We start from the raw sequence: 13,563 nt of genomic DNA on the forward strand, positions 1-13,563 counted from the left end.
GCAGTGCACCTTCATCGGCCGATGCACCGAGCCGAGGAGAACGAGCCGAGAACACCGCGATAGCACTCGGCCCGGCACGCACGCAGCCGGACCGGCAGCGAGACGCGGGCATCCCGAATCCTGCCCCGAATGCACAGCAATCGCGAGAGGTGCCGAACCCTGCGCCGGAGGCCGCTCGGCCCGCAGAGCCCGTCAACAATCCGCTCGCCGGTGACGCCGCTGAACCGGGCGAAGAACGCCCCGAGCAAGAGCGTCCCGCAGGCGACGGTGCCGATAAGTCCTGAATCGGTGCTCTTGCGCACGTAGGCGGGCATCCGCTATCGTAGACCCTTGGTGCGCATGCCTGCGCACTCGTAGGAACCCTCGACCGAGCGGTTCACCGGTATCGCCGATGAACACTCGACTGAGCGGGATTCACGACCGATTCCTATCAAGTGAGGCATATATGACTCGCACGTACTCGCCCAAGGCGAGCGACGTCCAGCACGACTGGGTTGTTATCGACGCAACCGACATCGTGCTCGGCCGCCTGGCCAGCCACGCAGCCGTTCTGCTGCGCGGCAAGCACAAGCCCACCTTCTCGAACCACATGGACATGGGTGACTACGTCATCATCGTGAACGCCGACAAGGTCGCGCTCACGGGCCAGAAGCTCCAGAAGAAGGTCGCATACCGTCACTCCGGCTACCCGGGCGGCCTCAGGGCCACCGGTTACGCGGAGCTGCTCGAGAAGCACCCCGTTCGTGCCGTTGAGAAGGCTATCCGCGGCATGCTCCCGAAGAACAAGCTCGGCAGCGTACAGATCAAGAAGCTCAAGGTCTACACCGGCGCTGAGCACCCCCACGCTGCGCAGCAGCCGACCCAGTACGCGTTCGACCAGGTCGCGCAGTAGGGCTAGGAAGGATTCACATGGCACAGGTACAGGACTCAATCGACTCGCAGTCCTTCACAACCGAGTCTCCCGCGGCTGCTGAGCCCAAGGCTCCCCGCGTCCTCAACACCGGCGGAAACGGCCTCGGCCGTCGTAAGCAGGCTGTCGCTCGCGTCCGCCTCATCCCCGGCTCGGGCAAGTACACCGTCAACGGGCGCACGCTCGAGGAGTACTTCCCGAACAAGCTGCACCAGCAGCTCATCAACGACCCCTTCACGGTGCTCGATCTCGCCGACAGCTACGACGTGATCGCCCGCATCGCCGGCGGCGGCCCGTCGGGTCAGGCCGGCGCACTGCGCCTCGGCATTTCGCGTGCTCTCAACGAGATCGACCTCGAGAACAACCGTCTGACCCTCAAGAAGGCCGGCTTCCTCTCGCGTGACGCTCGTATCAAGGAGCGCAAGAAGGCCGGTCTCAAGAAGGCTCGCAAGGCTCCGCAGTACTCGAAGCGCTAATCCGCAATGGCTCGTCTGTTCGGAACGGACGGCGTTCGCGGTCTCGCCGGCAGCGATATCACAGCAGAGTTTGCGATGTCGCTCGCACAGGGCGCCGCCATCGTGCTTGGTCGAGAGGCCAGGCGCGATGGTCGGCGCCCTGTCGCCGTTGTTGCGAGGGACCCGCGCGTCTCCGGCGAATTCATCACGGCAGCGGTTGCAGCAGGTCTCGCCTCCAGCGGCGTCGACGTGCAGGATGCCGGGGTCATCCCCACACCCGCAGCCGCCTTCCTCGTTGCCGATCTCGGCGCCGACTTCGGCGTCATGGTGTCGGCATCCCACAATCCCGCGCCGGACAACGGCATCAAGTTCTTCGCGCGCGGCGGCGTCAAGCTGCCCGACAGCGTGGAAGACGAGATCGAGAAGGTCATGGGTGACTCGCCGACGCGAGCGATCGCCGGTGATGTCGGTCGCATCCGGCGCTTCGCAGACGCCGAGGATCGCTACAAAGTGCACCTGCTCAGCACGATCGATGTGAGCCTGAAGGGCGTGCACGTCGTGCTCGACTGCGCGCACGGCGCAGCAAGCGGTATCAGCCCCGACGCGTTCTCGGACGCGGGGGCATCGCTGACGGTTATCGGTAACGCACCCGATGGGCTGAACATCAACCGCGAAGTCGGTTCTACGCACCTCGAGCAGCTGCAGCAGGCGGTGCTCGCGGCCGGCGCCGATCTCGGTATCGCGCACGATGGCGACGCCGACAGGTGCCTCGCGGTGGATGCCGCGGGCAACATCGTGGACGGCGACCAGATCATGGCGATTCTCGCGCTGTCGCTCAAGCAGCGCGGCATGCTGAAGGACAGCACGCTCGTCGCAACCGTGATGTCGAACCTCGGGCTCCGGGTCGCGATGGAAGAGCACGGCATCGCGATGGTGCAGACGAAGGTCGGCGACCGCTACGTGCTGGAGGCGCTGAACGAGTACGAGCTCTCGCTCGGCGGTGAGCAGTCGGGGCACATCATCTTCACGGAGGCCGCCACAACCGGTGACGGCCTCCTGACGGGTCTGCAGATCGCGGCGGAAATGGTGCGCAGCGGCAAGTCACTGGAGCAGCTCGCGAGCGTCATGACGGTCTACCCGCAAGTACTCATCAATGTCACGGGCGTCGATCGCCTCGGGCTCGCAGGCGACACGGAAATCGACCGCAGAGCCGAGCAGATCGAGGCCGAGCTCGGTGAGCGCGGCCGCGTGCTGCTGCGACCGTCAGGCACCGAGAAGATCATCCGCGTGATGGTGGAGGCCGAGGAGGAGTACCGGGCGCGACACGCGGCTGAGGAGCTCGCGGCGCTCATCAAGCGACGCCTGGGTGAGTAGATGGCCCCGGCGGGTTGAGTAGATAGCCCTGGGTGAGTAGAGACGCCTCGGCGACTAGATGTCACATTCGGTCGAGTCGTCCGCATTTCGTTCACGTTGGGCGGTTCGGGGGAACCGTTGACTTTCGGCAACCGGATGGTCAGGGCTACGGCCGTCTCTGCAGTACCTAGCGCTGTATGGTCTGCCGCTTTTCGGGAGTGGCGTTCTGTGCACTTCGGGTTGCGGGTAGGACCGCGAGCAGGCAGTGGCAGCGAAACGCCAGGCAATCGTGCATGGGCTCGCCAGCTGCAAGACCCGGATAGCAACCGGGGTGTTCCTTGCCGCACGCGGTAGTTGCCGCACTCATGCGGATGCCGTCGGCTAGCCTGAAGAAGTGGAAGACCTCCTCTCCTATGCGCTGCTGATCGCTCCGGGAGCAGCGCTCATCGTGCTGGCCTTCCTGCTGGCCAGGTCGGCGAATCCGCTGCTGCGCATCATGATGCTCATACTGGGGTTCATCCTGATACGTGACGCGATGACTCCGGCCGGGCTCTGGGAGTTCGGACTGGCAGGCCCCGCTCCGTGGCTCAGGATGTCGGATAACCCGATCGTGCTGATCACATTCGGGCTCGGTAGCCTCGCACTGGTCGCGGCAACGCTGACCGATAAGAAGCTCCGCTCGCTCGTGCGATGGGGGCGGATGCGGCCGGTACCGATCATCGCCGGCTTCGTGGGTGGTCTGCTGGCGGCCGGCCCCTTCGTCCTGTTGTCGCTCGGCACGCCCATCGTTGAGCGAGGCGGTGAGGTGGCACTGGCGACACTACTGCCACTCGCTTTCATGGCCTACGCGGGCAACCTCGGGGAAGAGGTCTTTTTCAGGGGGTATCTGCAAGGTTGGCTCGAGCGGGAGATGTCCAAGCTGCGGGCAGCGCTGGCCTCCGGAGTCATCTTCGCCGTTTGCCATGTGTTTCTAGCCACTACGGTGACCGACGTCGGGTGGCCGCTACTGCTGTTCACACTCGTGGAGGGTTTGATCTGCGCCTTGCTGCGGATGCGCTGGGGCGTCATCCCGGCGGCTATCGCTCACGGGACGGCCATTTTCGTCATGGCCTCGGGGCTGCTCTGACAGGTGTCTCTGCTCGCTTCAGTACCAGCGCGTGCCCACCCCGAACATTGAGGTCACGAAATGTTGACCCGACCGCCGTAACCGGACCGTACAGTCAACGTTTCGTGACATTCGACCGAGATCAACATTTCGTGACCGCGCGAGACCCGATCACAACTTCCGAAGCAGTACCGAGTGCACCGTGTGATCCGCGGCCTTGCGGAGTACGAGGTCGGCGCGCGACCTGGTCGGCAGGATGTTCTCCTTCAGGTTCGGCAGGTTCGTCGCCTTCCAGATCGTGAGCGCGACCTCCCGTGCGGCCTCCTCGTCGAGGTTCGCGAAACGGTGGAAGTACGAGTCGGGGTCGGTGAACGCTCCGCGCTGCAGTTTGAGGAAGCGCTCGACGTACCAGTTCGTGATCGACGACGTCTTCGCATCCACGTACACCGAGAAATCGAAGAGGTCGCTGACGGCCAGCTGAGCGTTCGTCGAAGGGGCTTGCAGCACGTTCAACCCCTCGACGATCAGGATGTCGGGGTGTTCGACCGTCACCTTCTCGTCGGGGACGATGTCGTAGGTGAGGTGCGAGTAGACGGGTGCCGAGACCTGCTCCTGCCCCGACTTCACGCGCGAGACGAAGTTCAGCAGTGCGCGACGGTCGTAGGATTCAGGGAAGCCCTTGCGCGCGGTGATGCCTCTGCGTTCGAGTTCGGCATTCGGATGCAGAAAACCGTCGGTCGTGACGAGATCGACACGAGGGGATGACGACCACCTGCTGAGCAGGCTCTTCAAGAGTCTCGCGGTCGTCGATTTGCCGACCGCGACGGAACCGGCGACGCCGATCACGAACGGCACTTTCGGGCCCAGCTCTTCTCCGAGGAACTGCATCGTGTCGCCGTGGAGGCGCTTGAACGCCTCGTGATAGAGCGATATCAGTCTGGAGAGCGGCAGATAGACATCCGCGACTTCGCGGAGCTCGAGCGCCTCGCCGAGACCGCGCAGCCCTTCGACTTCGCGCTCGGTCAGCGGCAGCGGCATATTCGGCGCAAGGTGCGACCACTCCGCGCGTGGAATCTCGAAAAAGGGCGAGTTCTGGTGCTGCGTCATGACGATCCGAGCTTACCCACACCCTCGTTTGTGGCGAAAAAGCTGCGTTGTGTCGTCGATACTGCGCAACTCTTTCGCCACAAGGAAGGTGGGAGGGGCAGGGGGTTCCGGCCGGTACGATTAGATCCATGTGCGGAATCGTTGGATACGTCGGGAGCCGTGACAGCATCGAAGTGCTGCTCGAGGGGCTCGCGCGCCTGGAATATCGCGGCTACGATTCGGCGGGTGTCGCCGTCGTCGCCGACGGCAGCATCGACATGAGGAAGCGCGGCGGCAAGCTGAGCGTGCTGCGCGAGAGCCTCGACGCCGACGTGCTGCCGGAGTCGGGAACGGGCGTCGGCCACACGCGCTGGGCGACCCACGGAGGCCCGACCGACGAGAACGCGCATCCGCATCTTGGCGACGACGGCAAGCTCGCGCTCATCCACAACGGGATCATCGAGAACTTCGGCGAGCTGCGTGCAGAGCTCGAGAGCGCAGGGGAGGCGTTCGAGAGCGAAACCGACACCGAGGCCGCAGCGCTGATGCTGGGCCGAATCTATCGCGAGACGGGTGATCTCACTCTGGCAATGCGCCGGCTCGTCGCACGCCTCGAGGGGCAGTTCACGCTGCTGGCGACGCACGCCGACCATCCCCAGCTCGTCGTCGGCGCCGACCACAACTCGCCCCTGCTGATCGGATTCGGCGAAGGCGAGAACTTCCTGGGATCCGACGTCAACGCCTTCGTCAAGTACACGAAGAAGGCGGAGGCGCTCGGCAACAATCAAATCGTCACGATCACGCCCGACAGTGTCAACGTCACCGACTTCGACGGCAACGTCGTCACCGACAACAAGACGTTCGAGATCTCGTGGGATGCGGCGGCATCCGAGAAGGGCGGCTGGTCGTCGTTCATGGCCAAGGAGATCTCCGAGGGCCCGGAGGCCGTCGAGAACACGGTGCGCTCGCGCATCAAGGACGGCCTCGTGCGCCTCGACGAGTCGGAGATGTTCTCCGCCGACGTACTGTCGCAGATCGATCGCATCGTCATCGTGGCGTGCGGCACCGCATCGTACTCGGCGATGGTCGGCAAGTATGCGATCGAGACCTGGACGAAGCTGCCGGTCGAGGTCGAGCTCGCCCACGAGTTCCGCTACCGTGAGCCGGCCGTCACGCAGAACACGCTCGTCATCTCGATCTCGCAGTCCGGCGAGACCATGGACACCAAGATGGCCGTGCAGTACGCGAAGCAGCTGGGGGCGCGCACGCTCGCCATCTGCAACACGCAGGGCTCGACCATCCCGCGCGAATCCGATGCGGTGCTCTATCTCCATGCCGGCCCGGAGGTCGCGGTCGCGTCGACCAAGGCGTACCTTGCGCAGGTCGTCGGCCAGTTCCTGTTCGGGCTGCACCTTGCCGAAGTGCTGGGCACGATGAGCGATGGGGACATTCGGGAGATCACGGATGCCCTGCTCGCGCTGCCCGAGCAGCTGCGGCAGACGCTCGAGACGGGCAAAGAGGTGCGTGAGCTCGCGCACTGGATGAGCGACACGCGTTCCGTGCTCTTCCTCGGCCGCCACGTCGGCTACCCCGTCGCGCTCGAGGGTGCGCTGAAGCTCAAGGAGATCAGCTACATCCACGCGGAGGGCTTCGCGGGAGGCGAACTGAAGCACGGACCGATCGCGTTGATCGAACCCGGCCAGGTCGTGTTCGTCGTCGTACCGAGCTCCCGCACGCAGCCGACCATGCACTCGAAGATCGTCTCGAACATCCAGGAGATCAAGGCGCGCGGAGCTCGCATCATCGCGGTCGCGGAGGAGGGTGACGCCGCGGTCATGCCGTACGCGGACGTCGTGCTGCGATACGGCACCACGAACCCCATGCTCGCGGGTGTTCTCGCGGTCGTGCCGCTGCACCTGTTCGCGCTCGAGCTCGCAACCGCGAAGGGGCTCGACGTCGACCAGCCGCGCAATCTGGCCAAGAGCGTCACGGTCGAGTAGTGATCGTCTCCGTCGGGCTCGACATCGCCGATATCGCACGGTTCGAACGGGCGATGTCGCGAACACCGAGACTGGCCGCGCGACTCTTCACCGAACCTGAGCTGACACGCGACGGTGCGCCACGACGGCTGCGCTCGCTCGCAGGGCAGTTCGCGGCGAAGGAAGCGGTGTTCAAGGCACTCGGCGGGCTGACGAATCGTTGGCACGACGTCGTTGTGGAGCGCAACGGCGCCGGCCGCCCTTCGATCGAACTCCGCGGTGAGGCGCTGCGCATCGCTCACGAGGCCGGAGCGGAGCGCTGGCACGTCTCGATCACCCACGACGGGGGCGTCGCGGCAGCAGTCGTCGTGCTGGAGTCGGCATGACCGCGCTCATCGAAACCGATGTAGAAGCGATCGCGAGCAACGTCGAGCGCATGCGGTCGCTAGCGGGATCCGAGACAATCGTGGTCGTCAAGGCAAACGGGTACGGCCACGGTGCGGTGCTGGCGGCGGAGGGCGCTCTTCGCGGAGGAGCCGTGCAGCTGGCCGTCGCCGACATCGGGGAAGCGCTGGCGCTGCGGCGGGCCGGCGTGCGGAAGCCACTGCTCGCCTGGCTGCACTCGGCTCACGCTGATTTCGCAGCGGCGCGCGACGCGGACATCGAGGTGGGTGTATCGAGCCTGCGGCAGCTGGAGCAGGCGGGTGAGTGCGGTTCGTTGCGCATCCATCTCAAATTCGACACGGGGCTCGGCCGCAACGGTATTCCGTTTGCGGAATGGGATGCCGTCATCGGCCGGGCGCACGCCCTGCAGTCGGCGGGGCGGCTCAGAGTAGCGGGGTTGATGTCGCACCTGGCCGGGGCGGGCAGCGAGGCAGATCGCAGGCAGCACGAGCGTTTCGCGCAGGCGCTAGCGGCGTCGGAGCGGCTCGCGGCGGAGGTGACGCACCTGTGCGCATCCTCGGGCACACTCGCCGCGGTCTCGGGATCCCTCGTGCGGTTCGGTGTCAGCGCCTACGGCCTCGACCCGGACGGCCACGACGCGAACGGGTCGGTAGCACGGGATCTGGGGCTGCGGCCGGCGCTCCGGCTCACGGCTCCCGTTCGGGGCGGCAGGCTCGCATACGGCTATCGGCATGGACTCATGACGACAGATGTCCCCGTACTCGTCGGCGACCGTCGCATCGCGATCGCGCGGGCAGGGGCTGACGAGTCGCAGCTCGAATCACCCGTCGACGGAACCGCTGTACTCATCGGCAGCGCCGAGCACGGTGAGCCGACGGCAGGAGAGTGGGCGGTTGCCGCCGGCACGATCAACTACGAGATCGTCACGCGGCTCGCGCCGTCTATCGAGAGGCGGGCGGCATGAACCCGCGGACATCACCGGCGCGCATCGCGACGATCGACTTCGACCTCGGCACGATCACCGGCTTCTCGGCAGAACTCATTTCGACGAAACGGGTAACGGCCGGGCAAGCGGTCTCGTACGGCGGAGAGTACGTAACGGACCGCGAAACCGTGCTGGGGCTCGTCGCTGCCGGCTATGCGGAAGGTATCCCGAGATCCGCACAGGGAGCTCCCGTCACGATCGACGGCCGGCGCTTCGCCATCAGCGGCAGAGTCGCCATGGATCAGCTCGTCGTCGATCTCGGCCCCGATGCCGAGATCGCACCGGGGGCACTCGCGCACTTCTGGGGAGAAGCGGGAACCCCGATCCAGGAGTGGGCATCCGCCGTCGGAGTTCCGCGGGGCGCGCTCGAGCATTTTCTCGGCCCCAGGACCTCCGTGAGTCTGACCGTCGACGTCGCCGATGCCGCTGCGATGGAAGCCCTCGGTGCGGCGTTCGCTGCTGGGCTCACGGCAGGCGACGCGATCATCCTGACCGGCGAGCTCGGCGCCGGCAAGACCACGTTCACGCGCGGGCTCGCATCCGCGCTGGGCGCTCGGGGGACGGTGCAGTCGCCGACGTTCGTCATCGCCCGCACGCACGAGACCGAGACCGTGCCACTGCTGCACGTCGACGCCTACCGCCTCGGTGCCCATCGATCGGGTGACGAAGAACTCATCGACGACCTCGACCTCGACCTCGAGGGCTCGATCACGGTCGCCGAGTGGGGGGAGCCCCTCACACACGCGATGGATGCCTGGTTCGACGTCCGCATCCACCGCGCGCAGGGAGCCGAAACCGACCCCCTCGATCCCGACACGGATGACCCCCGTAGCGTGACCATCCTCCAAGGGGGTACGCTCAGGCGCGACCGTTTGCTAGCGCTGTTGGAGAAATAACCGTGATCATCGCCATCGATACCTCTCTTGGTACCTCGTTTGCGCTCGTCGATGGCGACACCGCGCTGATCGACCACAGGGGCACCGACACGCGCCGCCACGCGGAAACACTCGGCCCGCTGCTGCAGCAGGCTATGGAGCACCGCGACCGGATCACGAGCGTCGTCGTCGGGATGGGCCCGGGCGCGTTCACGGGCCTCCGTGTCGGCATCGCGGCGGGAGAGTCACTCGCGACAGGGCTGGGTGTTCCGTGCATCGGCGTCTGCAGCCACGACGCAGCCGGCTCGCGCACGCAGCGCGAAACGATCGTGACCAGCGATGTGCGCCGCCGCGAGCGGGCCTGGAGCCTGTTCCGAGACGGCGTTCGAGTCGACGGACCCCACTTGGCCGGCGAGGATGCCGTCCCCCAGCGGGAGGGGGCGGTTCGGCTGGATGTCGATTCGGTCGATTGCGTTGCGCTCGCTGCCGCTTCGCTGACTGCCGAGCCGCAATCGAGTGCACTGTACTTGCGGCCCGCTGACGCCGTGCAGCCGGGGCCGCCGAAATCGGTTTCATCATCCAAGCGTTCGGCGCCCGAGAACGCCGCAACCGCTCAGCAACATACGGAAGGAGCTGCTCGATGAGTCTGCGAGCTGCCGAGGTCACGGACCTCGAAGCGATCATGGGAATCGAGACGGCGATTTTTGCGAACGACGCATGGAACAGCAAGACCATGAAGTCGGAATTGAAGAGCCGGGCGAACCGGTACGTCGTGCTCACGGAAGACGACAGGATCGTCGGCTACGGCGGCGCACGCATCGTGGGCTGCGAATCAGACATCCAGACGATCGCCATCACGGAGGGTTACAGAGGAAAGGGCGAGGGCCGGAAGCTCATGGAGGCACTCATGAATGCCGCACGAGCCGAAGGAGCTCTGCAGATGTTCCTCGAGGTGCGAGCCGACAACCCCGTCGCCGTGACTCTCTACGAGTCGCTCGGTTTCGAGAAGATCGATGTCCGGCACGGGTACTATCAGCCCGACGGCGTCGACGCGATCGTCATGATGAAAGAACCCCTGTGAGCAAAGTCGTCCTCGGCATCGAGACGAGCTGCGACGAAACGGGCGTCGGGATCGTTCGCGGTAGCGAACTGCTCGCGAACACCGTCGCCTCGAGCATGGCCGAACACGCGCGCTTCGGCGGCGTCGTCCCTGAGATCGCGGCCCGCGCGCACCTCGAGGCCATGCAACCGACGATCACGGCAGCTCTGCGGGAAGCCGAGCTGGAGCTGACGGACATCGACGCGGTCGCCGTCACGGCCGGGCCGGGTCTTGCAGGAGCGCTCATGGTGGGAATAGGCGCCGCGAAGGGCCTCGCGTCGGCATTGAACGTGCCGCTGTACGGTGTGAACCACCTCGTCGGCCACGTCGCCGCGGACGCACTCGACCGCGACGAGATCGAACTGCCGACCGTGGCGCTGCTCGTTTCCGGTGGTCACACCTCGCTCCTGCACGTTCGTGACCTCGTTCGCGACAGCGAACTGCTCGGCGAGACGATCGACGATGCTGCCGGCGAAGCCTTCGACAAGGTCGCGCGGCTCATGGGCCTCGGGTATCCCGGCGGCCCCGCGATCGATGAAGCCGCTGTCGACGGCGATCCCGACGCCATCCGATTTCCGCGCGGGCTCACACTGCCGAAGGATCGCGAACGGCACCGCTTCGACTTCTCGTTCTCCGGTCTCAAGACGTCGGTCGCGCGCTGGATCGAGCGCGAACAGGCTGCGTGGCGAGAGATTCCGGTCGCCGACGTCGCCGCAAGCTTCCGGGAGGCCGTCGTCGACGTGCTGCTCACGAAAGCACTGGATGCGTGTGCACACAAGGAGACGCCGCGACTGCTGCTGGGAGGCGGGGTCGTCGCGAACGCTCGTCTGCGCAGCGAGGCACAGCGGCGGTGCGAGGAGGCCGGCGTCGAACTGCGTGTTCCGCCCCTGCAGCTGTGCACCGATAACGGCGCCATGATCGCCGGTCTCGGTGCACTGGCCATAGCGGCCGGCAGTCAACCGTCTCCTCCCGAGTTCGGAGCGGTTTCGACGCTCGACGTGCGCTACACGGTGCTGGAGCACTGATGCTCAGACGTATCCATAGTGCAGACCATAGGCTGAACATCGGAATTCTTTCAGACTATCGAGAGCAGACATGGCAGGATTGACACTATGAGCTTGTACCCGCCCGCACCGGTGCGCCCCAGCGCGGCCGCAGCCGGAGCGTGGGCGAGCCCGAGGCAAGTCGTCGATTTCACCGAGCCCGGATACGAGAAGCGCCCGACCAACGTCCTGGCCTTCTTTTCGCTCATCGCGGCGGCATCCGCGTGGTTCCTGACGGGGCCACTCGGTTCTGGCGCCGGGCTCGTGCTCGGTTTCATGTCGCTTTCGCAGCTGAAGAAGCGAGAGGAGGACGGCCGAGAGCTCGCGCTCATCGCGATCGTGTTCTCAGCGGTGTCGGCCATTGTCGGCACCGTGATGCTCGTCAGCCTCGTAACCATGGTCTTTAATTCAGCAGTCGTGTAACGCCCCAGCAGGAGGAAGATATGAGCGACCAGTACAACAACCCGCAGCAGCCGAACCCGTACGCGCCGCAGCAGGGTCAGCAGCCTGGTCAGCAGGGCCAGCAAGGTCAGCAGCAGAACCCGTACGGTCAGCAGGGCCAAGGTCAGCCTGGTCAGCAGGGGCAACAGCCCGGCCAGGGTCAGCAGAGCAACCCCTACGCGCAGCCGCAGCAGCAGAATCCGTATGGTCAGCAGCAGAATCCGTACGGTTCGGCGCCTTCGGCAGCGAGTGCCCCCGTGGCCAGCTCACCCGCGCCTTCGCAGCCGTCGTCCTACGGTCAGGCCGCACAGCAGCAGGCGAACCCGTACGCGCAGCAGGCACCGGCCCAGCCCAACCCCTACGCGCAGCCGCAGCAACCGGGCCAGCAGAACCCGTACGGTCAGCAGAGCCAGGGCTACGCGCAGCCCGCCGGCTACAGTCAGGGCGGCCAGCCGAACCCCTACGGTCAGCAGCCGGCGCAGCAGCCGGGCTACGGCCAGCAGGCGCAGGGATACAACTACAACAACTACGGCGCCGCACCGCAGCAGACGAAGTCGAGCATGCACCCGCTGACGCTCTGGGCGATCATCCTGGCAGGGGCGGGCCTCCTGCTGAACATCGCCAACGGTTTCGGACTGCCGCTCGCAATTGCGGCAGTCGTGCTCGGTGCTATGGCCATCGGCAAGGACAAGAGCAACAAACTGTGGGCGATCATCGCGCTCGCAGCAGGTGCTCTCGGTACGATCATCGGCATCATCATGTGGATCATCACGATCATGATCTGGCCGTAAACAGATCGGTTATGACGCGATAGCGCTCATAGCGGCCGAAAGCGGGGCTCCGACACTTCGTCGGGCCCCGCTTTCGCGTGCCCGGGTGTTACAGGCGCTTCGCCAGCACGGCTCTGTGCTCGCCCCTGTCGCGGGTCAGGATGATCGTTGCGGTGCCCTGCCCCCGCAGCTGCAGGCGCTTCCTGAACACCGCCGGGTCGATGCCCGTGCCGCGCTGCTTGATCTCGACGGTGCCGATTTCGGCTGCTCGCAGTGCGGAATTCAGCGCTTTCGGTTTCAGCGGGCCGATCGTCGTCACTTCGAAGGTCTGCACGAGCGGATGCCGCACTGGCGTCGTCGAGGTGAGGTACGCGATCCCGTCGCTCACGAGCGTCGCGCCGAGCTGCTCGGCCAGCTGCGGCAGAAGCCCGGCGCGAATCACGGCTCCGTGGGGTTCGAGCACGTAGTCATCCACACCCGTTACCTCGGGCGGCGCCATGCGCTCTGTGCTCGCAAGCTCGGTTTCGCCTGCAGTGCTTCTGACGAGCGCGCTGCGTAAGCCGGATTCCCGCTCCGCGCCGCCCCAGTAGACTGCGGCCTCGAGCGTCTCATTGCCCTCCCCGACCCACTGCCACTCGGCGTCCAGCGGCAGCAGTTCGTGGGGGATGGCCGGGCCCAGTTTCACACCGAGCGGCTTCGTGGCCGCGAGCCCGAACGCGAACGCGAGCGAGGGCGACCAGTCGGCAGGGTTGGGCGTTCGACCGTGTGCTCCGCGCCGCGCGGGATCCAGCCAGACGGCATCGACCGCTGACGTGTCGAAATCCTCCGCGGTGCCGAGCGTCGCCTCGGCATCCGGAAACTCGCGGAGATTGAACGCTGCAAGCGACGCGGTGCTCTCGTCGGCATCCACCGCGTGCACTCGCAAGCCGGCGGCTGCGAACGCGCGGGCATCCGCGCCGATCCCGCATCCGAGGTCCGCGATCGAGCCGGCGCCCGTTGCGGCCATGCGGGCGGCGTGATGCTCGGCTATCCAGTCGCGGGTCGCCTGCTCGAGCCC

At 65.9% G+C, this 13,563-nt stretch carries 15 protein-coding genes and 1 pseudogene; 14 read left to right on the forward strand and 2 right to left on the reverse strand.

Translation table 11 applies throughout. The features are described from left to right. The 5 genes and pseudogenes from Q0O95_RS10580 to Q0O95_RS10600 all read left to right on the forward strand — a co-directional run. Positions 1-284: pseudogene (locus Q0O95_RS10580) on the forward strand (hypothetical protein); the annotation flags it as partial. A 161-nt stretch (positions 285-445) separates the two neighbouring features. Then, positions 446-892 carry a 50S ribosomal protein L13 gene (rplM, locus tag Q0O95_RS10585; RefSeq protein ID WP_293698235.1) on the forward strand — a complete coding sequence of 149 codons (447 nt, stop codon included), beginning with the start codon at positions 446-448 and terminating at the stop codon, positions 890-892. A gap of 17 nt (positions 893-909) precedes the next feature. Continuing rightward, complete coding sequence (gene rpsI, locus Q0O95_RS10590; protein WP_293698238.1) at positions 910-1,386, forward strand: 30S ribosomal protein S9; 477 nt, start codon at positions 910-912, stop codon at positions 1,384-1,386. Between the two features lie 6 nt (positions 1,387-1,392). After that, positions 1,393-2,739: a phosphoglucosamine mutase gene (glmM, locus tag Q0O95_RS10595; protein WP_293698241.1), complete on the forward strand. Its 1,347-nt coding sequence runs from the start codon at positions 1,393-1,395 to the stop codon at positions 2,737-2,739. 373 nt (positions 2,740-3,112) lie between these two features. Continuing rightward, complete coding sequence (locus Q0O95_RS10600; RefSeq protein ID WP_293698244.1) at positions 3,113-3,844, forward strand: CPBP family intramembrane glutamic endopeptidase; 732 nt, start codon at positions 3,113-3,115, stop codon at positions 3,842-3,844. 150 nt (positions 3,845-3,994) lie between these two features. On the opposite strand, the gene coaA is transcribed toward Q0O95_RS10600, so the two are convergent. Then, positions 3,995-4,930, reverse strand: a complete 936-nt coding sequence (gene coaA / locus Q0O95_RS10605; protein ID WP_293698247.1) for a type I pantothenate kinase — start codon at positions 4,928-4,930, stop codon at positions 3,995-3,997. A 128-nt stretch (positions 4,931-5,058) separates the two neighbouring features. Here coaA and glmS point away from each other — a divergent pair, with 128 nt between their 5' ends. From glmS to Q0O95_RS10650, 9 genes are all read left to right on the forward strand, one after another. Continuing rightward, the gene (gene glmS, locus Q0O95_RS10610) at positions 5,059-6,909 is read left to right on the forward strand and encodes a glutamine--fructose-6-phosphate transaminase (isomerizing) (protein ID WP_293698249.1); all 1,851 of its coding nucleotides are present in this window, start codon (positions 5,059-5,061) and stop codon (positions 6,907-6,909) included. Beyond that, on the forward strand, positions 6,909-7,274 hold the full coding sequence (locus Q0O95_RS10615) for a holo-ACP synthase (RefSeq protein WP_293698252.1): 366 nt from the start codon (positions 6,909-6,911) through the stop codon (positions 7,272-7,274). Before glmS ends, Q0O95_RS10615 begins: the two co-directional genes overlap by 1 nt. Next, a complete protein-coding gene (locus tag Q0O95_RS10620) occupies positions 7,271-8,257 on the forward strand; it encodes an alanine racemase (protein WP_293698255.1) in 987 nt (328 codons plus the stop codon). Before Q0O95_RS10615 ends, Q0O95_RS10620 begins: the two co-directional genes overlap by 4 nt. Beyond that, positions 8,254-9,174, forward strand: a complete 921-nt coding sequence (gene tsaE, locus Q0O95_RS10625; protein WP_293698258.1) for a tRNA (adenosine(37)-N6)-threonylcarbamoyltransferase complex ATPase subunit type 1 TsaE — start codon at positions 8,254-8,256, stop codon at positions 9,172-9,174. Before Q0O95_RS10620 ends, tsaE begins: the two co-directional genes overlap by 4 nt. A gap of 2 nt (positions 9,175-9,176) precedes the next feature. Continuing rightward, positions 9,177-9,797, forward strand: a complete 621-nt coding sequence (gene tsaB, locus Q0O95_RS10630) for a tRNA (adenosine(37)-N6)-threonylcarbamoyltransferase complex dimerization subunit type 1 TsaB (RefSeq protein ID WP_293698261.1) — start codon at positions 9,177-9,179, stop codon at positions 9,795-9,797. After that, the gene (gene rimI / locus Q0O95_RS10635; protein ID WP_293698264.1) at positions 9,794-10,234 is read left to right on the forward strand and encodes a ribosomal protein S18-alanine N-acetyltransferase; all 441 of its coding nucleotides are present in this window, start codon (positions 9,794-9,796) and stop codon (positions 10,232-10,234) included. The genes tsaB and rimI overlap by 4 nt, the downstream gene beginning before the upstream one ends. Next, a complete protein-coding gene (gene tsaD / locus Q0O95_RS10640) occupies positions 10,231-11,277 on the forward strand; it encodes a tRNA (adenosine(37)-N6)-threonylcarbamoyltransferase complex transferase subunit TsaD (protein ID WP_293698267.1) in 1,047 nt (348 codons plus the stop codon). The genes rimI and tsaD overlap by 4 nt, the downstream gene beginning before the upstream one ends. Before the next feature lie 87 nt (positions 11,278-11,364). After that, positions 11,365-11,718, forward strand: coding sequence for a DUF4190 domain-containing protein (locus Q0O95_RS10645; protein WP_293698270.1), 354 nt, complete (start codon positions 11,365-11,367; stop codon positions 11,716-11,718). Positions 11,719-11,738: 20 nt separating this feature from the next. After that, positions 11,739-12,527, forward strand: coding sequence for a hypothetical protein (locus tag Q0O95_RS10650; RefSeq protein ID WP_293698273.1), 789 nt, complete (start codon positions 11,739-11,741; stop codon positions 12,525-12,527). 88 nt (positions 12,528-12,615) lie between these two features. On the opposite strand, the gene Q0O95_RS10655 is transcribed toward Q0O95_RS10650, so the two are convergent. Continuing rightward, the coding region (locus Q0O95_RS10655; RefSeq protein WP_293698276.1) for a class I SAM-dependent methyltransferase at positions 12,616-13,563 on the reverse strand (948 nt) is incomplete at its 5' end.

Origin of the sequence: uncultured Agrococcus sp. (assembly GCF_945915485.1) — a bacterium.
GTDB lineage: Bacteria > Actinomycetota > Actinomycetes > Actinomycetales > Microbacteriaceae > Agrococcus.